General features: G+C 65.8%; 17 protein-coding genes. 9 read left to right on the top strand and 8 right to left on the bottom strand.

Going from position 1 to position 20929, the window contains the following annotated elements; translation table 11 throughout:
• Positions 1-618: 618 nt before the first annotated feature.
• The 9 genes from rpmH to ACQPZ2_RS43975 all read left to right on the top strand — a co-directional run bounded on the left by rpmH (position 619) and on the right by ACQPZ2_RS43975 (position 7751).
• Complete coding sequence (gene rpmH / locus ACQPZ2_RS44015; protein ID WP_083898281.1) at positions 619-762, top strand: 50S ribosomal protein L34; 144 nt, start codon at positions 619-621, stop codon at positions 760-762.
• Between the two features lie 21 nt (positions 763-783).
• Complete coding sequence (gene rnpA / locus ACQPZ2_RS44010; protein WP_063042421.1) at positions 784-1215, top strand: ribonuclease P protein component; 432 nt, start codon at positions 784-786, stop codon at positions 1213-1215.
• Positions 1212-1565 carry a membrane protein insertion efficiency factor YidD gene (yidD, locus tag ACQPZ2_RS44005; RefSeq protein WP_433523711.1) on the top strand — a complete coding sequence of 118 codons (354 nt, stop codon included), beginning with the start codon at positions 1212-1214 and terminating at the stop codon, positions 1563-1565. Before rnpA ends, yidD begins: the two co-directional genes overlap by 4 nt.
• Positions 1566-1569: 4 nt before the next feature.
• Positions 1570-2667, top strand: coding sequence for a membrane protein insertase YidC (gene yidC, locus ACQPZ2_RS44000; RefSeq protein WP_433523710.1), 1098 nt, complete (start codon positions 1570-1572; stop codon positions 2665-2667).
• A 146-nt stretch (positions 2668-2813) separates the two neighbouring features.
• Positions 2814-3332, top strand: coding sequence for a protein jag (locus ACQPZ2_RS43995; RefSeq protein ID WP_063042427.1), 519 nt, complete (start codon positions 2814-2816; stop codon positions 3330-3332).
• Between the two features lie 119 nt (positions 3333-3451).
• A complete protein-coding gene (gene rsmG / locus ACQPZ2_RS43990) occupies positions 3452-4180 on the top strand; it encodes a 16S rRNA (guanine(527)-N(7))-methyltransferase RsmG (RefSeq protein ID WP_433523709.1) in 729 nt (242 codons plus the stop codon).
• Positions 4181-4796: 616 nt separating this feature from the next.
• Positions 4797-5750, top strand: a complete 954-nt coding sequence (locus ACQPZ2_RS43985) for a ParA family protein (RefSeq protein WP_245720979.1) — start codon at positions 4797-4799, stop codon at positions 5748-5750.
• A 25-nt stretch (positions 5751-5775) separates the two neighbouring features.
• Entirely contained in the window at positions 5776-6804 is a 1029-nt protein-coding gene (locus ACQPZ2_RS43980; RefSeq protein ID WP_433523708.1) for a ParB/RepB/Spo0J family partition protein, read from the top strand.
• 215 nt (positions 6805-7019) lie between these two features.
• Complete coding sequence (locus ACQPZ2_RS43975; protein ID WP_433523707.1) at positions 7020-7751, top strand: GNAT family N-acetyltransferase; 732 nt, start codon at positions 7020-7022, stop codon at positions 7749-7751.
• A 104-nt stretch (positions 7752-7855) separates the two neighbouring features.
• On the opposite strand, the gene ACQPZ2_RS43970 is transcribed toward ACQPZ2_RS43975, so the two are convergent.
• The 8 genes from ACQPZ2_RS43970 to ACQPZ2_RS43935 form a co-directional block, all read right to left on the bottom strand.
• Entirely contained in the window at positions 7856-9052 is a 1197-nt protein-coding gene (locus tag ACQPZ2_RS43970) for an N-acetylmuramoyl-L-alanine amidase (RefSeq protein ID WP_063042437.1), read from the bottom strand.
• A gap of 173 nt (positions 9053-9225) precedes the next feature.
• Positions 9226-9552 (bottom strand): thioredoxin, encoded by a 327-nt coding sequence (trxA, locus tag ACQPZ2_RS43965; protein ID WP_062981517.1) that lies wholly within the window; start codon positions 9550-9552, stop codon positions 9226-9228.
• Positions 9553-9586: 34 nt separating this feature from the next.
• Complete coding sequence (gene trxB, locus ACQPZ2_RS43960; RefSeq protein ID WP_433523706.1) at positions 9587-10573, bottom strand: thioredoxin-disulfide reductase; 987 nt, start codon at positions 10571-10573, stop codon at positions 9587-9589.
• A gap of 108 nt (positions 10574-10681) precedes the next feature.
• Entirely contained in the window at positions 10682-11500 is an 819-nt protein-coding gene (locus ACQPZ2_RS43955) for a hypothetical protein (protein ID WP_433523705.1), read from the bottom strand.
• Between the two features lie 99 nt (positions 11501-11599).
• Complete coding sequence (gene sigM / locus ACQPZ2_RS43950; protein ID WP_433527698.1) at positions 11600-12133, bottom strand: RNA polymerase sigma factor SigM; 534 nt, start codon at positions 12131-12133, stop codon at positions 11600-11602.
• Positions 12134-12606: 473 nt separating this feature from the next.
• A complete protein-coding gene (locus ACQPZ2_RS43945; RefSeq protein ID WP_433523704.1) occupies positions 12607-16905 on the bottom strand; it encodes a lipid II flippase MurJ in 4299 nt (1432 codons plus the stop codon).
• 319 nt (positions 16906-17224) lie between these two features.
• The gene (locus ACQPZ2_RS43940; RefSeq protein ID WP_433523703.1) at positions 17225-19909 is read right to left on the bottom strand and encodes a DUF6049 family protein; all 2685 of its coding nucleotides are present in this window, start codon (positions 19907-19909) and stop codon (positions 17225-17227) included.
• Positions 19906-20442: an NUDIX hydrolase gene (locus ACQPZ2_RS43935; protein ID WP_062981726.1), complete on the bottom strand. Its 537-nt coding sequence runs from the start codon at positions 20440-20442 to the stop codon at positions 19906-19908. Before ACQPZ2_RS43935 ends, ACQPZ2_RS43940 begins: the two co-directional genes overlap by 4 nt.
• Positions 20443-20929 lie beyond the last annotated feature (487 nt).

The following is a 20929-nucleotide window of genomic DNA, read 5'->3' as shown; positions in this document are numbered from 1 at the left end:
GCAGTTTCCTCCCCGGAAGTAGGCGATAGGAGCAGACGGTCGGAGCCTGCGGAGTATCGGCGTGACTGAGCCGATGTTGTGATTCCGCGTACGTCCGTAACCGGTTCGGACGCTGCCCGGGTCCCCCATCCGGGCGGCGGCGTGGCACCGTCGGCCCTACGAATATGCCACTCCAGGGGTCTTTCCACACAATTATCCACAGATGTGGAGAACCCTGGGGAAATGTGAAACGAGGTTGTGCTCCGCCGCTATACGGCCTGGACCTGCGGTTCTGCAGCAATCTTCTGGCTACGTAACTTAGCCGGTGCGCCGGTCGACGGCTAGGGGTGTGGACGAACTCACGGTTATACCCAGGATGCGTGACTCCGGTGCAGCGTCCCCATGCAGGCCGCAGGACCGGTGGGCCGAGTTTGACCCGCACTTTGCCGATCAGTACCCTCGTACAGTCACCCCTTGGTGCGGTGGCGGTCCTGTGCTGACCGTGTCAGGTCGTATCGACCTCGTGCGCCAGGACCGACGCGCATCGATGATGACCACCTCGCGATTCATCGCGCAAAGACGTATCACCGACAAGCTTTGGGCGCCGGACGGCGCCCACCTACTCGAGGAGTGTTGACCGTGGCCAAGGGCAAGCGGACGTTCCAGCCGAACAACCGTCGTCGGGCGCGGGTCCACGGCTTCCGTCTCCGGATGCGCACCCGCGCTGGTCGCGCCATCGTTTCCGCGCGACGCGGCAAGGGCCGCAAGTCCCTCACTGCCTGATCCTCGCTCTCGGACGCTCGGGTGTTGCCTGAGCCGTATCGGTTGCATCATCGTGCCGACTTCTCCCGGACGGTGCGCCGCGGCCAGCGAATCGGGAGGCGAGATCTGGTCGTACACGCGCTCGTGCACGGGTATGACGGAACTATGGGCGCGAGTGGACGACGAAGCGATGCGGCTGAGGCCGGATCGTTGGTCCGCGTGGGCGGTCCGCGGTTCGGATTGATTGTCAGCAAGGCGGTGGGCAACGCGGTGATTCGTCACCGCGTCGCCCGCCGCCTGCGTCATATGTGCGGCCAGGTGATCGCCGAGCTGCCCGCTGATACCGACATCGTGATCCGCGCATTGCCCGGCGCCGCCACCGCCGACGCGACGGAGTTGCTCCGCCAGCTGCGTGGCGCGCTGCGCAAGCTCGATATCGTCCGCCCATCGGCTACCGTGGCCGGTGCGGGATGAGTGCGCGTTCCACCGTTGCTCGGCTACCCGCGAACACGGTGATCTTCCTGATCGAGCTCTACCGGACGTATGTCTCCCCCATGCGCCTGCCGGTGTGCCGTTTCACCCCGACCTGTAGCGAGTACGCGGTGACCGCGTTACGCACCCGTGGCCTGTTTGTCGGCCTCGGATTGACGGTCGTGCGATTGGCGAAATGTGCACCCTGGCACCCTGGTGGGTGGGATCCCGTTCCGGAGCGAAAAACACGCGAACGGAACGAGTCAGCCGCCGACCAGCAGGAGTCGGCGCCACACGCTTGTAAAGGATCACCGCGCGCGGTGATCAGCGATACGAACGACGGGAGTGCATAGAGCCGTGCTCGACTTCATTTATTATCCGGTGTCCTGGATCCTCTGGTTCTGGCATCGGGTCTTCGGGTTCGCGTTCGGCGCGGACAACGGACTCACCTGGGCGCTGGCCGTGGTGTTCCTGGTGTTCACGTTGCGCTTGGTGCTCTACAAGCCGTTCGTCAAGCAGGTGCGCACCACCAAGCAGATGCAGGAGCTGCAGCCCCAGATCAAGGAGTTGCAGAAGAAGTACAAGAACGATCGCCAGAAGATGGCGACCGAGATGCAGAAGCTGCAGAAGGATCACGGCTTCAACCCGTTGATGGGCTGCCTGCCGATCCTGGCGCAGGTGCCGGTCTTCCTCGGGCTGTTCCATGTGCTGCGCTCGTTCAACCGCACCGGCACCGGCATCGGTCAGCTCAGTATGTCGGCCTACGACAATGCGCATACGCCGAACTATGTCTTCAGCGCCACCGACGTCCAGTCCTTCCTCAGCGCCCGTATCTTCGGCGCCCCCATCTCGGCCTACATCACCAGCCCGCCGAGCCAGTTGCAGGCCTTCGCCGATTACGGTGGCGTGCCGACCAAGCTGAGCATCGCGCTGGTCTCGATCCCGCTGATGGTGATCGCCGGTCTGGCGACCCATTTCAACGCGCGCGCCTCGGTTGCCCGGCAGAGTCCGGAGGCCGCGGCCAACCCGCAGTCGGCCATGATGAACAAGCTCGCGCTGTGGGTGTTCCCGCTCGGCGTGCTGGTCGGTGGCCCCTTCCTGCCGATCGCCATCCTGCTCTACTGGGTGTCCAATAACATCTGGACCTACGGACAGCAGCACCTCGTCTTCGGCCGCATGGCGAAGGAAGAGGAAATCAAGAAGCAGCAGAAGCTGGAGCAGCGCGCACAGAACGCGCCGAAGCCTGGTGCCAAACCGGTCAATGTGAAGAAGAAGCAGTCGCCTTCCGACGCGACGTCCGTCGATGCGGATGCCGATACCGCCGTGGATGCGGTTGACGCGCCGCCGTCTACGAACGGCACCGCGAAGTCCTCGACCAAGGCGGGACAGCGGCGCTCGGGCGGGCAGAAGCGACCGGGCAACCGTGGGCGACCCAACCAGAAGCGACGGCGCTGACACATCGCGCGCCTGCGGGATCTCTGAGCAACCCTGTTCGCGTTCTCCGATCGGCGCCGGTCGCCGGTCGCGCGCGATGAGCAGATGAAGGAAATCAAATGACTGTTGAAACCGACGGAGGGGACGCCACTGTGGCGACGACGACGATGGTGAACGGCGAAGCCGAAGCGGGGGCCGAATCCACCGAGGCCGCGAACGATGCCGAGGAAGCTCTCATCGAAGAGGGCGAAATCGCGGGCGACTACCTCGAGCAGTTGCTCGATGTGCTCGATTTCGACGGCGATATCGATCTCGATGTCGAGGGCGACCGCGCCATCGTGAGTATCGACGGTGGCCGGGATCTCTCGAAGCTGGTTGGCCGCAACGGCGAGGTGCTCGACGCACTGCAGGAGCTGACCCGGCTGGCCGTGCAGCAGGCCACCGGGGTGCGCAGTCGGCTCATGCTCGATGTGGCGGGCTGGCGCGCCAAGCGTCGCTCGGAGTTGAGTGCACTCGGCACCGCGGCCGCGCAGCGGGTGCTGGAATCCGGTAAGCCGGAGCCGCTGTCGCCGATGACTCCGTTCGAGCGGAAGATCGTGCACGACGCCGTCGCCGCTGTCGACGGTGTCAGCAGCGAGAGCGAGGGCGTGGAGCCCAATCGGCACGTTGTCGTGGTGCCTGCCTGAATCGGGCGCTGTGATTGGATTAGGGCCTCCGGTCTTCGGACCGGAGGCCCTCTCTATGTCTTGGATGCGCTCCCCTCCCCCGGCCCTGTTGCCGCACTGATCGACTCGAGTTCGGAAGGATGTTTCACGTGGAACGAGATCTCGGTGGCATCACCGCGTTGCCGAATGAGCTGGAGTCCCCGGCTGCGGCCGCGGTGGTTTTCGGAGACCGGCTGGATCTCGCGCGTCGGTACTGTGCCGCCCTCGCCGCTGCCGGTGTCGAGCGCGGACTGATTGGTCCCCGTGAGGTACCGAGGCTATGGGATCGACACATTCTCAACTGTGCGGTGGTCGGTGAGTTGATGGCGGAGGGCACCACCGTGGTCGATATCGGCAGCGGCGCCGGACTACCCGGAATCCCATTGGCGATCGCGCGCCCGGATCTCCGCATCACCTTGGTTGAACCACTGTTGCGTCGCACCATCTTTCTGAGTGAATTCATCGAGGCGGCCGGACTCGATGTGACCGTGGTGCGCGGTCGGGCCGAGCAGTCGGGCGTGATGAAAGAAGCGGGCGGCGCGGATGTGGTGACCTCTCGCGCGGTTGCCCCGCTGGCGAAGCTGGCGCAGTGGTCCCTGCCCCTGTTGCGCGATCACGGACGGATGCTCGCACTGAAGGGAGTCAGCGCGGCCGAGGAACTCGAGCGCGACGGTGAGGCTTTAGCGAAGGCGGGCGCGGGAAATGCGACCGTTGTGGAATGCGGCGCTGGACTCATCTCCACCCCCACTCTGGTAATCAGCGCCGAGCGGCTGCCGCGTTCCGAGCGCCCCTCGCGTCGGGCCGGACGGTCGGCGCGGAAGTCGAAGTAGCGGTTCTCGATTCGCGGCAATGTTTCATGTGAAACAAGGCGTCTAGGTGTCTGCGGCGCAGCCGACTTCGACCCGAAACTTCACGTGACGTTTCGAATCCGGTGTCACCGGATGGGGAAATCGATGATCCCCATTGCGCGAGGCTCATTGGACACGAGAGCGCCCGGCGTGAGATGCCCGCTGCGCGGAGGCGTATCCGATGTTTCATGTGAAACAGAACTTCGGTGTCGGTCCGGGAGTTCATGTTTCATGTGAAACGGCGAATCAGATGCGTCAATCTTGCTCGCGGCGATGTGATTCGGTGCAGATTCGCGTGTCCTTTGCGCGATGCCGCGATTCAGCTTTCTAATCGCGCTGAGTGCTGGCAAGCTAGTGAGCGTCGGGCGTGAGCGTTGGTGCCACGGAGGGATGTGGGTTTGTCGCAGCGGCGAGAGCTCCGCTCGTCGATCGGGCGCCGCGGTCCCGATTGAGCATCAAGTTCGATCCGACACAGCTAGTCATGACACGGCGCCGAATTCGGTCGGGCGCACGTGATCTGAGGTTCTCGCGTTAGGAGCTGTCTATGTCGAGCGGTCCGGCGAATGTTTCACGGGAAACAACGTCGCGCGTGCCGGGGATGCTGGACTCCAGCACCTTGGATGCGGAGGCATTCGGAAGCACACCGTTCGGGCACATCTCCCCCAGTGAGACCCCGATAGCGGCCGAAGCCCAACGTGCAAGCCAGATATTGCATCCAGGAAAGGTGACAGTGCCGAAACCGCACGAGCAACGGATCATCACCATCGCCAATCAGAAGGGGGGCGTCGGTAAGACGACAACCGCCGTGAATCTCGCGGCCGCCCTGGCGCATACCGGGATGACGGTTCTCGTGATCGACCTCGATCCCCAGGGCAATGCCAGCACCGCTCTGGGCATCGAGCATCACTCGGGTGTCCCGTCGAGCTACGAACTCCTCATCGGCGAGGTGTCGGTGATGGATGCGATTCAGCAGAGCCCGCACAGTGAGCGTCTGCTGTGCATCCCGGCGACCATTGATCTGGCCGGTGCCGAGATCGAATTGGTCTCCATGGTGGCCAGGGAGGGGCGGCTCAAGGCCGCCATTCAGGAGGCCAATATCGCCGGGTACGACATCGATTACGTCATGATCGACTGCCCGCCGTCGCTCGGTCTACTCACCGTCAACGCAATGGTTGCTGCTAAGGAAGTGCTCATCCCGATCCAGTGCGAGTACTACGCGCTGGAAGGTGTGGGGCAATTGCTCCGGAATATCGGTCTGGTGCAAGCGCACCTGAATCCTGAACTACACGTGTCGACGGTGCTTCTCACGATGTACGACGGTCGGACCAAGCTGGCCGACCAGGTCGCCGAGGAGGTGCGTGGGCACTTCGGCGATGTGGTGCTGAAGTCGGTCATCCCCCGCAGTGTGAAGGTCTCCGAGGCGCCGGGCTACGGCATGACGGTGCTCGATTATGATCCAGGCTCCCGGGGTGCGATGAGTTATCTGGACGCCGGTCGCGAGATGGCCTCCCGGTCGGTGATCCGGCCGGGTGCCGCCGAGCGCGCGCAATGACGAACGAGGAAAGGGTCGGTAGCCGATGACTCAGGCGAAGAAGGGCGGGCTAGGCCGCGGACTTGCCGCGTTGATTCCGACCGGGCCGGCGGCCACACCGGGACTCGGTGCCGCACCCGGACTCGGTAGCGCCGCAGCCAATGTCGTCATCGGCGTCGATCCGATCGGACCGCAACCGGCTTCCGCCTTCCTGCACCGGGTCCCCGACCCCAGCGATGAGCAGCTGTCGGATGGCGGCGCGTCCTATCGCGAGATTCCGCCGGAGCAGATCGAACCGAATCCCAAGCAGCCGCGCCACGTCTTCGAGGAAGAGGCGCTCGCCGAACTCGTGCACTCCATCAAGGAATTCGGCCTGATGCAGCCCATCGTGGTGCGTCGGCTGGAGCCCGGGGTCGACAAGTATCAGATCGTCATGGGTGAGCGTCGTTGGCGCGCTTGCCAAGAGGCCGGACTCGCGGCGATTCCGGCCATTGTCCGCGAGACGGCGGACGATGCGATGCTGCGAGACGCTCTCTTGGAGAACATCCATCGGGTGCAGCTGAACCCGCTCGAAGAGGCGGCGGCCTATCAGCAGCTGCTCGAGGAATTCGATGTCACCCATGAGGAATTGGCGACCCGAATCGGTCGATCCCGACCGGTGGTGACGAATATGATTCGCCTGTTGAAACTGCCGATCCCGGTGCAGCGCCGGGTCGCGGCCGGCGTACTGTCCGCCGGACACGCTCGGGCGCTGCTCGGCCTCGAGGCAGGCGCCGACGCCCAAGAGGTACTCGCCGCCCGCATCGTTGCCGAGGGATTGTCGGTCCGGGCCACCGAGGAAGCCGTCACCCTGGCGAACCGGGATCCGGATACGGCCGCTCCCCCTGCCCCCCGGCGCAAGCCTATTCATATGCCGGGTCTGCAGGATGTGGCCGAGCGGCTGTCGGAATCCTTCGACACTCGCGTCACCGTGAGCCTCGGCAAGCGGAAGGGCAAGATCGTTGTCGAATTCGGTTCGGTCGAAGACCTCGAACGCATCGTAGGCATGATGGAGCAGCAGCAGCTCGGCAAGTGACAGAAGTGGCAAAAATAGCCGTGTGTTTCCGGTAGGCACGTGTTCGGCGTCGAAACGTCACTGTGACGGCGCAGAAAACCGGCCTACGGAGGGGCTCCTTACCAACAGCACAGCGACGTGGAATGAGGCGGGTTCGCTTTGATCGCATATTCTTGCTGGCGAGTGAATGCAGCGTGAGTGTGGATGAATCGGATAGCTGGAGGCTGAGCAGAGCGGTGTCGACCAGCGTCACAGCACTAACCTTGGGTGGACTCGACAGGCTACCCGCCCATGCGCGGCGTTGCGTGTTCTGGGAGATCGATCCGGCCGTGGCCGCGACCTCCCGCGAGTTCAGCGATCCGGTCTTCGAGAAGGAGGCCTGGCTGTCCACGGTCATGCTGGAGTGGGGTTCGTGCGGTCAGGTCGCGAACGTCGACGGCAACATAGCGGGGTGTGCGCTGTACTCGCCGCCGAGCGCCGTACCGCGTGCCGGCCTGTTCCCCACATCGCCGGTCAGCCCGGATGCGGTCCTGCTGACCACGCTGCGGGCCGAATTCCCGTATCAGGATGCCGACATAGCCCAGCGCCTCATGACGGCCGTGGTGGCCGATCTGGTGCGTCGTGGCGTGCGTGCATTGGAGGCCTTCGGCATTCGCACCGATCCTCCGGCGACTGCGATGTCGGATCGTTCGCTCGGCTCGATGCGGTTGATGGAGCGGATCGGTTCACCGGTCCGGGATGCGGCCTCGGCGGGTAAGGCGACCGGATGTTCGCCGGAGACCTGCATGATCGAGGCGGACTTCCTGGAGGACGTCGGTTTCGAAGTGGTCGCGCCGCACCACCGCTTCCCCCGGCTGCGCTTGGAACTCGACTCCGATCACGGCTGGAAGGAAGATGTGGAGCGCGCGCTCGATCAGCTGCTCGCCGCCGCCTCCCTGACGGTCCCCTTCCGCGTCGGAGCACCCTGAGATTACGCATACAACAACAGTGCGCCCCTGCCGACCGTCGGCAGGGGCGCACTCGTATGGGAAGTATTGGTCGTTCGTAATCTAGTGAGCCAGAAGGCAATTCACTACATCCGGTCGGCTGCGGCCAATTCCTCTGCCAGCAATTCGGCGAAAGTGTATGTGCCCGTCGGCTGATCGTCCTGGCCGAGCAGATACAGTCGCTTCACCGAGATAAGGATGGCCTCGGCGATCACATCGCGCATCCGCGGGTTGGTGAGTACCGACGCATCGTATTCGTTTGTGAGATAACCGATATCGACCTGCACCGTCGGCATCTTGGTGAGCCGCAATAGATCCCAGGTGCGCGCGTGAGTTCGGCAGTCCTGCAACGAGGTTCGCGCGACCACTTCACGCTGGATGAAGCCGGCGAGCACCTGGCCGATCATCGATACCGAACCGTGCGAATTTCCGAAGTGGAAGCCTGCGACACCGTTGGCGGACGGGCTCGGATTGGTCGCACAGCGCAGCGAGATCATCAGATCGGCATCGAAGGCATTGGAGGTGTCCGCGCGCTCGGCGTCGGTCGGATTGGCGCCCCACGGCCGCGACAGGAAGGTTTCCATGCCGGTGGCGGCCATTCGGCCCTCCAGCCTGCTGGCCAGATCCCAGAGGATCTCCGACTCGTAGACATCGCCGTATTCGGTCGGCACCGCGAAGCCCTTGTCCGGGCCGCCGAGACCCGGATCTATGACGATCCGCTTCCCGGTCAATTGCGGCCCGGCGCGGTGCACCACCTCTTCCTCGGCGATCCGATGCGGATTGCCGCCGGTGACACGCGCGCCGAGCAGCTCCAGCGAGCGCAGCGTATCCGGACCGCAGATGCCGTCCGCCGCCAAGCCGATCTCCCGCTGGAATGCGGTGAGCGCCTCATGGGTGTGCGGGCCGAAGTAGCCGTCGACGCGGTGCACGTAGAAACCGAGATCCTGTAGCCGGCGCTGCAGGGTTGCCACATCGTCGCCGTAGAGCGGCGCCGAGAGCTGGTAGATCAATGTGCGGGCACCGAGGCGATAGGAGGCTTCCTTGAGCGCGCGGTAGGTAGCCGGTCCGACGACCCCGTCGACCAGCAGTCCGCGGTGCTGTTGGAAGGCGCGAACCGCCGAGTCGAGCTGGCGATCGAAGGAAGCGTCGGTGTCCATCCAGTACTCTCGCGCATCAGCGTGATCTGTTGCGGCGGAGTGCGTATGCAGAAACCCGAGACTTGCCAGGGTGCTCCGAACCTCGGCGACGGCTGGACCGGTATCGCCGTGACGAAGTCGGTGCATGCGTGAGAGCCCTTTCCTTCCGTCAACCCGGGTACCCACTCATGCGACGGCTCACACCCTCGCACGACCGGAGGTCGGTCGATTGTCTCAGACCCGGACCGGAATACGACAATTCCCGGCGTCCAGGCATCCTACGGCGCGTCGTCGATTGACGGCGTTCTTTGACGAATACGTCAGATGATGCCGTCGAGTTCACGCAGCAGGGCGGCTTTGCCCTTCGCTCCGACGATCTGCTTGACCGGCTTGCCACCGGAGAACAGCATCATAGTTGGCAGCGAGAGGATCTGATAATCGCGGGCGACGCCCGGATTGGCATCCACATCCACCTTGGCCACGGTGAGCTTATCCGCGTGCGTGCCCGCGATCTCCTCCAACACCGGGGCGACCATCTTGCACGGGCCGCACCAGTCGGCCCAGAAGTCGACGAGTACCGGCTTCTCACTGAGCAGCACGTCGTCGGCGAAGGACGCGTCGGTCACGGTGACCGTGTTTTCGGACATGGGGTATCTCCTTGTAGTGCAAAAAGTGATGAGATCAGTTGGCGGGCACGGCAACTGAGTTGCCGGCGTGGTCCAGGGTGTTCGAGGTGATGTCACCCTGTTCGGCCAGCCAGCGCTCGGCGTCGATCGCGGCGCGGCAGCCGGTGCCCGCGGCCGTAATGGCCTGGCGATAGGTGTGGTCGACCAGATCGCCCGCGGCGAAGACGCCGGGCACCTCGGTAGCGGTCGACGGATGCAGCACCTGCACGTAGCCCTCGTCGTCCAGCTCCACCTGATCCTTGACCAGCTCGCTGCGCGGATCGTGTCCGATCGCCACGAACAGGCCGGTCGCGGCCAGTTCGGAGGTCTCGCCGGTACGGGTATCGCGCAGTGTCAGGCTGGTCACGCTGGTATCGCCGTTGACCGCCGCGACCTCGGCGTTGAGCACGAACTTGATCTTCTCGTTGGCCTTGGCGCGCTCCAGCATGATGCGCGAGGCCCGGAACTCCTCGCGGCGGTGCACGATGGTCACGGTGCTGGCGAACTTGGTGAGGAAGGTCGCCTCCTCCATCGCGGAGTCGCCACCGCCGACCACGACGATGTCCTGGCCCTTGAAGAAGAAGCCGTCGCAGGTGGCGCAGGCGCTGACACCGCGGCCGAGCAGCTTCTGCTCACCGGGGACGTTCAGATAGCGCGCGGCCGAGCCCATGGCGAGGATTACGGCGTAGGCCTGGTAGGTCTCATCGCCGACGGTGACCGTCTTGATCGGGCCGCTCAGATCGATGGCGTCGACATCCTCGGTCCGGATATCGGCGCCGAACCGCTTGGCCTGTTCGCGCATCTCCTCCATCAGATCCGGGCCCATGATGCCAGCGCGGAAGCCGGGGAAGTTTTCGACCTCGGTGGTGGTCATCAGTGCGCCGCCGAACTGGGTGCCCTCGAACAGCAGGGGCTGGAGTTCGGCGCGGGCTGCGTAGACGGCGGCGGTATAGCCGGCGGGTCCGGAGCCGACGATGATCAAGTCGCGAACTGCGTTGCTCATGTGACCCTTCCGAGGGAGATTCGTTAGACGTGTCGGTCAACAACAGGGTAAACGGTGTTGTTCCCGACGTGATGTGGGACAACCGCACGACGTGACGTCGCCCACTCGTCAACCGATGTCGGTGAGAGCCAACTGTTGCGGATCGTCGGCGCCGCAACCGATTCCGACGACCAGCGCGGTAATCTTGTGCGGACGCGGGCCGGTGAGCAGGATCAGCACGGCGTCTCTGCCCTGGAAGGTGGTGTCGGTCGAACCGAGGACGGTGCGGTCCAGGCCGTTGGCGTGGACGCAGCGGTTCAGGGCCGTCGGGGTGCCCAGTGCGCCGGTGACGTCATTGCGACCGAGGGCGCTCAATGCGACAGTGGCGTCGAGTTCGTCACCGAGTTGGACATTGCTGCTGGTGGTCGGTTGGGCGCTCGGGGCCACCTCGTGCCCGCGCAGTGCGTCCACCGCGACCGCCACGCAGGCCACCACCGCGATCACGGCGGCCGCGGCGGCGACCCAGCGGAGTCTGCGTGTGCCGCGTCGCGTCAGCGGGATGACAGCCTCGTGCCCGGAATGCTTTGCGTCATCCCCGGATTCGGGCCACTCGGCAACCGACGATTCCGGCCGTGTGGTGGCCGTGGGCAGCCGATGGACGGTTGCGACCTGCTCGGTGGGCTCGTGCGCCTCATCGAGGCCCTCGACGAACTCCTCCAGCCGGGCCGCTATATCGGCGGGCATGGCGTGGATGATGCGCTCGTCCCGGCCGAGTGCGCGCAATTCGGCGCTGACATCGTCGAGCGAGTTGAGGAACCGCAGGGCGTCCGGATCCTTGCGAACCATCGGCCACAGCTGCTCGCTCAGCTCCGGCGCCACATTGTCGGCATGTAGATCGGCGAGCAGTTCGGGTGAGAACGGAGGCTGCGGATCGGATCGGGTCGCCATCGCACCTCCGGATTCTCGAGTCGATACCCGCCCGCACGTCGCGGGCGGCGCTGCCAGTACATCGTCTGGTTGTCCGTCACTATTAATGACGCATCTCGGCTACTTCCGGTTCCCCGGATCACGCAGAAAATCCAAACGTTCTTGGAGTCGCTGTCGGCCGCGCGCGCATCGGCTCTTGATGGTGCCCTCCGGCACGCCGAGCAGCGCCGCTGTTTCCGCGACACTACGCCCTTCCAGTTCCACCGCGACAAGCGCCGCCCGCTGCTCCTCCGGCAGCGTGAACAGCGCGCGGTCGATGACGAGTGACATTTCCAGTTCGGCGATATCGTCGCGGGCACCCTTGGGTTCCGGCATGGTCTCCGGCGCCAGCGGCACCGCGCGACGGGTCTTATTGCGCCGGATCCGGTCCAGACAGGCGTTCACCACGATGGCGTGCAGCCAGCTGCGCACCTCGGCCTCGGCGCGGAAGGTGGCGGCGGTGCGGTGTGCCGAGAGCAGAGCGTCCTGCAGCGAATCCGCCGCGTCCTCGCGGGTATAGGAGGTGCGGAGGGCGGTCTGCCAGAGGTGGTCGTTATGGCGGCGCAGCAGCTCGGCGAAGGCATGCCGCTGACCGCGCACATGGGCTTGCAGCAGTTCGACATCGGTGAGCTCGTCGGGGACGAACGAGCGCTCGCGGAACGCAACAGGCCGCGACTTCCCCTCGTGGGAATCCTCGTTCAGTTCGGACGGCAAAACCAACCCCTTGGACAGCTCTCACGGCGATGACGGACACGAGCGACCACCATCGAAATTTCGCAGCATCCAGGATCGAACAACCAGAACCCGGGGAGCTCCCCCTGAGTGAGAGCGCGGCTAGATCATATCGTCAGTAAAGAATTGGCAGCAACCAGACCACTTGGAGCACAGCGGATCCGAACTGCGGGAAGGTGACAACTGATTTCGCAAGTACATGGGTAACTCGCCGGGGACGCCCGAAACCGAGCCAGGCAGGCGACGCTGGACCTGAACGCAGCTGTCGCGGCACTTACTTGTATGGCCTGAAGAATTCGGGAAGGCGGATGAGCACGGGGCGGACACGTGCGGCGAGCGGCAGAGCTGAGCGGCGCTTACGGCGCGGCGTCGAAACGCAGGTCGGCGATCGAGGTCTGGAACTGGCCACCGGAATTGCCGAGTCCGGTGATCCATACGAGCACATAGCGGGCCGCCTGATCGCTGCGGACCGGGATTTCGGTGATGCCGTTCTCTAGTCGCGCCGAGCCGATCAGCTGGGTCTGGTCCAGCGTGGGCGAGGCCGTCGGGGAGGTCCGGATCTCGACCGAGGTGCCCGTACTCGGCGATTCGATCGAGACGCTCGTCAGCTTGGCCGGACTCGGCAGGGTGGCCAGCAGCCCGACGCCCTTCTTGAGCGCCGGGAACTGCTGGAAGTACTGATCGGTGCGCCAGACGGTGCTCGGATCGTGATCGAGCACCGCACCGGTACCGCTGACATTGTCGGGTGTGCCCTCCGGGGAGAACACCGACACACTCGTCACCGGAACCGGCACCCCACCCGCGGCCGTCCCCGTCGTACCACCGGAAGTGGGCGCGGGCGCGGGTGAACTGTTCGTGGTGAGGCCGATATTGCGCTGCTCGTTGAGCGGTGCGTCCGAGGCGCTCGGCGCGAAGACGCTGACCATCCACCAGATGATGATGCCGACCACGAGCGCGGCCAGAATGCCGAGCCCGACCATGATCCACATCATCCGCTGCGAGCGTTCCCGTTCCGCCGCAAGCAATTCCGGATCGGCGAGCGATTCCTCGGCGCCGCTCGACGGACGCTGACCGAGGCGCAGCACCGGGATGAAATCGGTCTTCTGATCGACCACCGAGGCCTGTTCGAGCACATGCTGCACGGTCGCGGCGGTGCGCACACCCTTGTTCGATTCCAGCGAACGGACCGCGACCGCCGAGATCTCGAACGGCACCTCGGGCCGGATCTGCCGCGGTTCGACGGGGGTGCCGTCGGAACCGAAATCGGCCAGCCGCAAACCGCCCACCGTCGCTGCCGTACCGGTCATGCCACCGGCACGGATCGGCCAGCGTGCGGTGATCAGCGCGTAGAGCATGGCGCCGAGGCCGCGCACATCGGATTGCGCGTCGGAATCCGACAGCGTGCCAGGGAACGCGAGCACCGCATCACCGGTGGCACTGATCCGGACCCGGTCCGGATGGTCGATGGACAGTGAACCGCCGCCGCGATGGGCCAGTTCGGCCGCCGAGGCCAAGGCCCGGATAGCACGCGCGGCACCGATCGGCGACGGCACCGTCTCGGCCATTTCGCGCAGCGAGCGGCCCGGCGTCCATTCGGCCACCACGATGCCGCCGGAGCTGCCACGCACCACATCGAGTACGCGAGCCAGGCCCGGCGAGTTGATCCGGCCCAAGCGCAGTGTGCGCGACAGGATGGCCTGCGGACCGTCGTGACCGGAGTTGTCGGTCGCCTTCTGATCGGCGTCGACGAAGGTGAGCGCGACCTCGCGGTCGAGCTTGATATCGAGCGCCTGCCAGAACTTGAGTCCGCGGGATCCACCGTGACTCGCGAGCAGCCGGTAGCGGCCGCCCGCTACGGAAGCGCCCGGAATCAGCTTGGGGCCGCGCGGCGTTCTTCGACCCGTGTCGTCCATCGGCGGTAGCTGCGGCGGGATCGGGATCATCCCGGTGTCGTACATCGGATCGCGCTGCGGGGCCTCCCGCGGTTGCTCACCGGATCCGGGCGCCGAATCATGCTCCGGCGGACCGTTATCGGCACCCTGATTCGCGTATGCGGGATCGGAGGCCTCCCCGGCGGGCGGAACATCTGTGGAGAGCCCGCCTGCCTTGGTCGCAGCAGATTCGGCGGCTGGGACGCCGCCCGGCGCCGCGTCGTCGCTCACCCTCGTTCCTCCTTCGCCCTGATATGTCGAAGTTCCGGCGATCTCGCCACTTGTGCTTCTCTGCCGAACAGGGTACGGGAACTCACCCATACCGGTGCTGTCAACGGTATGAGCTCGGATCACGGGTAGCACCATGGTTTGGGCATCCATGTACGGGTCGAAACCAGGGTATGCCACATACGGCTCGGGCCGCCGGAATACCTGTGTCGCGTACTCGTCCTCGACCGGACCCTCGAGATCGAGATCGGGGGCGGGCGGGGTGAAGCCGAGGCGCCGGGAGACGGCGACGGTGATCGCGACGATCTCCGGGATACCGGCCAGGCGCATCAGCCCGAAGGCGACCGCGAACATCACAATGGCCGATACGATCACCCGGATCAGCGAGCCGGGTCCGCCGGAGAGGCGGTCGAGTCCGAGCACCTTGTCGACGATGAGCATCACCGCGCCACCCGCGATCGAGGACAGCAGGACGCGGGTAACCGTGCGTCCGACATTGACCATGCGCAGATCGCCGAGGCTCTGGTGCAGCAGATAGCCGCCGATGACAGCACCGGCCAGGAAGCCGAGTCCGGTCGCGACACCGAGGATTTTCACGACCTGACCGCTGTCGCTCGCCAGCGCGGGCGCAAGTGCCGAGAACAGGATCTTGATCGTCGTGATGGCGAGGATGATCCAGGTCGGCGTCCACGCCTGCTCCCTCGCGTAGAAAACGCGCAGATGGATGAGCACCAGGGAGTACGGAATCAGCGTGAAGGCCGACCAGCTCACCGCCTCGCCGAGGCGCGCGGCGTCGCCGGTGAACCGCGCATAGCCGAACAGCGCCTCGCCGACCTGCGGGCCGGCCAGCGTCAGGAAGGTGACCACCGGAACGAGGGCGATCATCGTCAAGCGGGTCGCGACGGACAGATCGTCCACGACGGCGGGAGTGTCATCGGCGGCCGCGTTGCGGCTCAGCCGCGGCATGATCGCGGTGAGCAGTGTGACACCGAGTACGCCGTAGGGCAGCTGGAGCAGCAGCCAGGCATTGGTATAGATCGCCGGGCCTGCCTCATCGGCCGTCGAGGCGATGTGGTTCGAGACGATCAGACCGATCTGGCTGATCACCACGTACAGGATGATGGCCGAACCCATCTTGCCGAACTGCTTGAGTCGCGCGTCGATACCCCACAGCGGCCGCAGATCGATCTGATTGCGCTTGATCGCGGGCAGCAGGCTCAGCGCCTGGGTGGCCACACCGAGGGTGATGCCGCCGCCGAGGACCAGCAATTTCGGATCGCTCATCCGGACCGGATCCAGCGTGATCTCGCCGGGCGTCAGGGCGTAGAGACCGAGCACGACCAACACGACGAGGTTGTTCAGCACCGGTGCCCAGGCCCCGGGTTTGAAGTTCTGACGGGTATTGAGGATCGCCGTGAGCAGCGCCGACATACCGTAGAACAGGATGGCGGGCACCAATAGATAGGTCAGCGCCGTGGTCAGTTCGGTATTGACCTTGCCGTCCGAGGAGACGAAGACCCGGGTCGCCAGCAACGGCGTCGCCGCCGCGGCGAAGAGGGTGGCCGCGGCGAGCACCGCGAAGGCGGCGGTGACCAGCCTGCGGACGAATGCGACGCCCCCGTCGTCGTCCTCCTGTTCGGCGCGCACCAGCGTCGGCACCACCATCGCGGTCAAGACCGCGCCGAGGACGAGCTCGGTGATCATATTCGGGATCAGGTTGGCCGAGGTGTAGGCACTCGCGACGGCCGGGCCGAGCGCGGTCAGCAACAGCAGCTGTTTGCCGAAGCCGGTGACGCGGCTGATCAGGGTGGCGATCGCGATCGATCCGGAGTCGCGCAGCAGACGCGAACTCGCGTTCTGTTTGGTTTCGGTGGCGACCGCGCCCGATGCGGGTGCGGCAGGCCATTCCTGGGTCCGTGGCCTGGCCGCTTCCCGGGGAGCGGGACGTTGCGGCTGTTCCACCGGTTGCCGCCGTTCGACGGGTTGGTGGCGATCGACCGGTCGCTGTTGTTCGATCGGCGGCTGCCGCGTCGCCGGGGGGTGTGGCGGTGGAGTCTGATAGCTCGGTCGCGGCGCCTGGTAGTTCGGCGGCGGCGCGAAACGTTGGGGCGGGACCCGAGGTGGTGCGCCCGGCGGTCCCGGTACCGGTTGACCGGGCGGCATCTGCTGACCGGGCGGCATCGGACGCGGCCGGGCCGGACCGGGCTGCTGCGGCGGCGCCGGGTATTGCCGCTGACCCGGATGTGCCTGCTGACCCGGATGTGGCCGTGGTTCGGGGTATTGCTGCGGTTCCGGATATTGCGGAGGACGGGGTACCGGCCGCTGCTGCGGCCGGGGTTGCCTGGGCAATGCGCCGGAGGGCGGTGCCATCGGCCCGGTCGGCGGCTGCGAGACACGGGGTGTCGGACGCGGCGGCGGCACCGGCCGCTGCGGCGGACCCGGCCGACTCACCTGTGGTACGCGCGGCGAATCGCCGAAATGTTCATCGGGAGTCATCTCCGCGTCCTCCGGTTCTGCCGGTGGCTGCGCCAGTTGCCGTTCCCAGGGTGCCGAAGGCGCCCGGCGGGCCTGGGGTCCGTCGGGCCGATCAACAGGTGGTTGCCGATGAGCGGATAGATCATCGTCGCTCATCGTGCCTCCTGCGCCATGCCATCCCCCGCCGCCGGGCCGATGACGCCCAGGGTGTTACGCGATTGTCCTCCACGATGCCATGAGTGGTGCGGGGTCGGGTACCGATCAGAGGCGACCGACTGCCCGCAGGTCGGTCGAATCAACACAGCGATGACAGCCGAGCACGAGCGAGGTGTCCTCGTCGTCATCCCGCCTCCTGCTGCTCCTGCTGCTGTAATACGCGCCTGCGCGCCCGTCGGTATCTGTTCACCCGGCGTCGGGTGCCCGGATCGAAACCCTCGTCGGCCGGATCCGGCTGTCCGCGGAACCGACGCAGCAACCGGCGCCCGGCCAACAGGAACAGCAGTATTCCGGCACACGCCGTAATTATTGCCAAGGTCTGACCGTAAGCGTTCGAACGCACCGAGACCGAGGTGGGATTGCCGAGTGGGACACCGTCGGACGTGGTAAGGGAGATCGGAATGACCAGGTTACGGCTATCGGTGACCTCGGTCGGGATCTGGAACGACCGGCTTCCGGTGGGAGGCAGCGTCTCTTCGCCCGGATCGGTGATCTTCGTCTCCGTCGGCGCCTCGATCCGGAACCGGACCCGGATGGCGACCGGCAGATCGTTGCGTGCGACCAATAGCAACGGGCTCTGTTCGGAAGCCAAGGTGTACACCCCGCCGGGCGGCAGCACGGTGACCGAACCGTAAAGCCGGTCCAGCGTGCGTGTCGTCTGGTCGAGTCGGCGCTGGGCATAGGTGTCCGGCTGTGCGGAATCGCCGGAGCGCCGGTCCGAGAGGGTCAGGACGCGCAGCAGACCGTCGCGCAGCGGGGTCAGATATTGGTTCGGCGTCGGCTCGGTCTCGGGCACCTCGACAAGCGAACGCATGAGATCGGTGATCCGGCGGCCCTGGTCGCGGACCGGGAGCACGAAGCGATCCGGAACCGCGTCGTGGGCGGCCTGGGGCAGATAGTCGGGTTCGTGGGGCTGCGCGTCGGGCGATTCGGCGACCAGATCGGCGAGCGTGCGCGGCGTCGCGAGGTTGTTGTGCAGCAGCAGGTCGACCTGCTTCAGGATCGCGGTGGCCTCTTCCCGGTTCGCGCTCCACTGCTGGGGCGGCACCAGCAGCAGTGAGCGCGGGCGGCTCGGGTCCGGGTTCAGCGCGGACCAGGTGATGGCGCCGAGCGCATCCTGCAGGCGGGCCATCCGGGAGTCGTTGGTGACGTCGTAGCGGACGCGTGCGGGGGTGAACGACGGGGTGGGCGGGTTGGAGCCGACGGCGGCGAGGGCGGTCGCAGACCAGATATCGAAGGTCGCAGCGTGCAGTGCCGGATCGGCAGGTGGGGTCTGGGTGCCGGAGGGTGCCGCACTCGTCGTCGGGGCGGATGTGCTCGTGGCGGATGTGCTCGGTGTGGCGCTGATCTGCGGTTCCGGTATCGGTTCCGGCGTGACGGGAACCGGGGCGATCTCGGCCAGCCGGACCACATCCGGCGTGCTCGTCTCCGGCAGCGGCTGACTCGAGGTGGTCTGGTTGGCGGTGCCCTGACTACCGGCGCCGCCGCGTCCGGTGGTGATCGGCTGCGAATCCGTCGAGGTACCGGCGGTGCCGAGCGGGACGGCGGCGTTATCGGCCAGTACCGCGGTCCCGAAACCGTGGCCGCGCAACAACATTCCCGCGCTCTCATCGATACTGCCGGAATCCGGCACGCTGACCCCGCGCACCGATTTGGTGGCCAGGATCGAATCGACGATATCGGCGGGGTCGTTCAACGCTCGCGTGGACAGTTCGGCATCGTTGACCGCGGCCAGTGCGGTGATATCGACCTGTGCGAACGGCAGTGCGACCGTGCAGGTCGATGCGGCGACCGCGCGCAACCGGTCCAGCCAGGTCTGGGCCTGATCGGCACCGGTGCCCGCCCTGGTCGCACCGTCCGGATCGGACGGACTGGCCAGGACGCGATAACCCTTGGTCATCACCTGTGCGGTGATCAGCAGATCCGGATCGATCGCGATGCAGACCGCCGAGTTCAGCGTGCGATCGCGACCGGCCGAATTGGTGCCGAGCACCGATTCCAAGGCACCGAGCAATTGGTCGAGACGACCGCCCTTGCCCAGCGATGCGGCCAGTTCGTCGTCGGTGAGCTCGGCCTTTCCATTGAGCGGGCCGGTGACACCGGCGACCAGCCGAGGGCGGTCGGCCAGCGGCCACAGCAGCGTCGTCGCCACCGGGGTATCGGGCGCCGCGGGTACCGGCGAGCTGATATCGACCGCGGGCGGTACACCCAGCACCGGGAGCAGGAACCGTGCGTCATCGAGGCGGGCCTGGGTGCCGTAGGCCGGTTCCCCGTTGACATTCAGCAGCAGCGGATAGACGCCGGGCTTGGTGATATCGAGCGCGGCCGTACCGCTGCTGGAGCGCAACGCGATGCTGATCGTGAACTGTTTGCGCTGGCCGGGACTCAAACGGTCGGCAACATCTTCGAACGGACCGGTCACGTCGTAGTTGACCTGGTCCAAGCGCAGGGTCGAGCGCAGCGCGCTCGGTGCCGACACCGCGGCGGCGCGTTGGATGCGGACACTGATGTCCTCGACCACCCGATCGCCGATATTGGTGACGGTGCCCGCGACTGTCAGCGTCGGATCGCTGGTGGCGGTCACCGCGGATGGATTCACCGAATCCAGAGTCAGCTTCAGGAATTTCGGCGACGACGAACTATTCGGCGTCGTCGGCTGGGCGGCGGCGGGCTGGACGAGCAATACCGGAACCGCCGTCGCCGTGCCGAGAATGGTCAGGACCGCCGCGATGATCCGGAACAGGGCCGCCCGTCGCCCGACCACCACCCCCCACGGAATCGCTGCGCGATGCCGGAAAGTCTGGGTCATCTCTTGCCGGTCTCCATCCGGTCGATCATCCGGTTCGCCACTTCGGCGAGGCGCCGCTCATCGGCATAGGCGAGCCGAGAATCCAATTCGCTCAACGGAACCCACGCCACCTGCGTGACCTCGACGTCGGCATCGGAGAGCTCACCACCGATGGAGCGCAGCAGATAATGATGCACGGTCTTGTGTACCCGGCGACCCTCGGTGACGAACCAGTAATCGATGCTGCCGAGTTCGGCGACCACTATCCCATTGATTCCGGTCTCCTCGGCGACCTCCCGGATCGCGGTCTGCTCGGGCGTCTCCCCCTCTTCGATATGTCCCTTGGGCAGCGACCACAGCAGTCTGCCACGCCGATCGGTCCGCCCGATCAGCGCCGCACTACGTTTATCGCTCGGCCCGTCCAACCCGTCGACGACGAGTCCACCCGCCGAGGTTTCCCGTACCGTGCGCATGCGCGGTTTCGCCGCGTTGGCGGCCGAACCGCGGCGCCGGGGCTGGCGGCGTCGACTGTTCGCGCGATCGGCCGGAGACACCACGCAATCCTACTGTGTTGGATTTGCAGCGCCTGCGGCGCTGCGTGTTCGCGGCCCCCTTCTGTCTCGCGTCCGAGCGGCCGAGACTCGCGCCTGCGGCGCATGCGCTTCGGCCGCTCGGACGCGAGACGGGCCGCGAACGTCGCTCGTAAGACTCGCTCCGTGGTGGTCGCCTGAGCGGGAACCTTCGGCGTCGGATGTGTGCTCGCCCAGCGATGGAGATTAACGCGTGCGCATCGACGACTCGGCTGAGTCGATGACCACACCTTCGCGCCGACGCGAGCGAACGTTGCTCGTCGGACAGCTCCATTGTGGTTGAGTGGTGCCGCCTGCTCGGCTGGACACATATGCCTTCTATATAGAGGAGATTCGCACACCGCCCATATAGGCAGCCTGCGCAGGATGTCCGGCCGCGCGGGTTGCGCTGGAATATCGGTTGTGTGGGCTCGGTAAGCTGCTACTTCGTGGTTTCGCCCAAGTCCGAGGA

Origin of the sequence: Nocardia pseudovaccinii (genome assembly GCF_050942345.1) — a bacterium.
Taxonomy (GTDB): Bacteria; Actinomycetota; Actinomycetes; order Mycobacteriales; family Mycobacteriaceae; genus Nocardia; species Nocardia pseudovaccinii.
This window is presented reverse-complemented; position numbering and strand designations above follow the sequence as displayed.

What these genes read in the sequence shown, in the direction of transcription:
- ACQPZ2_RS43985 (WP_245720979.1), top strand. Translation starts at nt 4,797, where the DNA reads ATGCTGGACTCCAGCACCTTGGATGCGGAGGCATTCGGAAGCACACCG.
- rsmG (WP_433523709.1), top strand. Translation starts at nt 3,452, where the DNA reads ATGTTTCACGTGGAACGAGATCTCGGTGGCATCACCGCGTTGCCGAAT.
- ACQPZ2_RS43970 (WP_063042437.1), bottom strand. Translation starts at nt 9,052, where the DNA reads ATGCACCGACTTCGTCACGGCGATACCGGTCCAGCCGTCGCCGAGGTT.
- trxA (WP_062981517.1), bottom strand. Translation starts at nt 9,552, where the DNA reads ATGTCCGAAAACACGGTCACCGTGACCGACGCGTCCTTCGCCGACGAC.
- ACQPZ2_RS43955 (WP_433523705.1), bottom strand. Translation starts at nt 11,500, where the DNA reads ATGGCGACCCGATCCGATCCGCAGCCTCCGTTCTCACCCGAACTGCTC.
- ACQPZ2_RS43940 (WP_433523703.1), bottom strand. Translation starts at nt 19,909, where the DNA reads ATGACCCAGACTTTCCGGCATCGCGCAGCGATTCCGTGGGGGGTGGTG.
- ACQPZ2_RS43995 (WP_063042427.1), top strand. Translation starts at nt 2,814, where the DNA reads ATGGTGAACGGCGAAGCCGAAGCGGGGGCCGAATCCACCGAGGCCGCG.
- ACQPZ2_RS43980 (WP_433523708.1), top strand. Translation starts at nt 5,776, where the DNA reads ATGACTCAGGCGAAGAAGGGCGGGCTAGGCCGCGGACTTGCCGCGTTG.
- ACQPZ2_RS43945 (WP_433523704.1), bottom strand. Translation starts at nt 16,905, where the DNA reads ATGACTCCCGATGAACATTTCGGCGATTCGCCGCGCGTACCACAGGTG.
- trxB (WP_433523706.1), bottom strand. Translation starts at nt 10,573, where the DNA reads ATGAGCAACGCAGTTCGCGACTTGATCATCGTCGGCTCCGGACCCGCC.
- yidD (WP_433523711.1), top strand. Translation starts at nt 1,212, where the DNA reads ATGAGTGCGCGTTCCACCGTTGCTCGGCTACCCGCGAACACGGTGATC.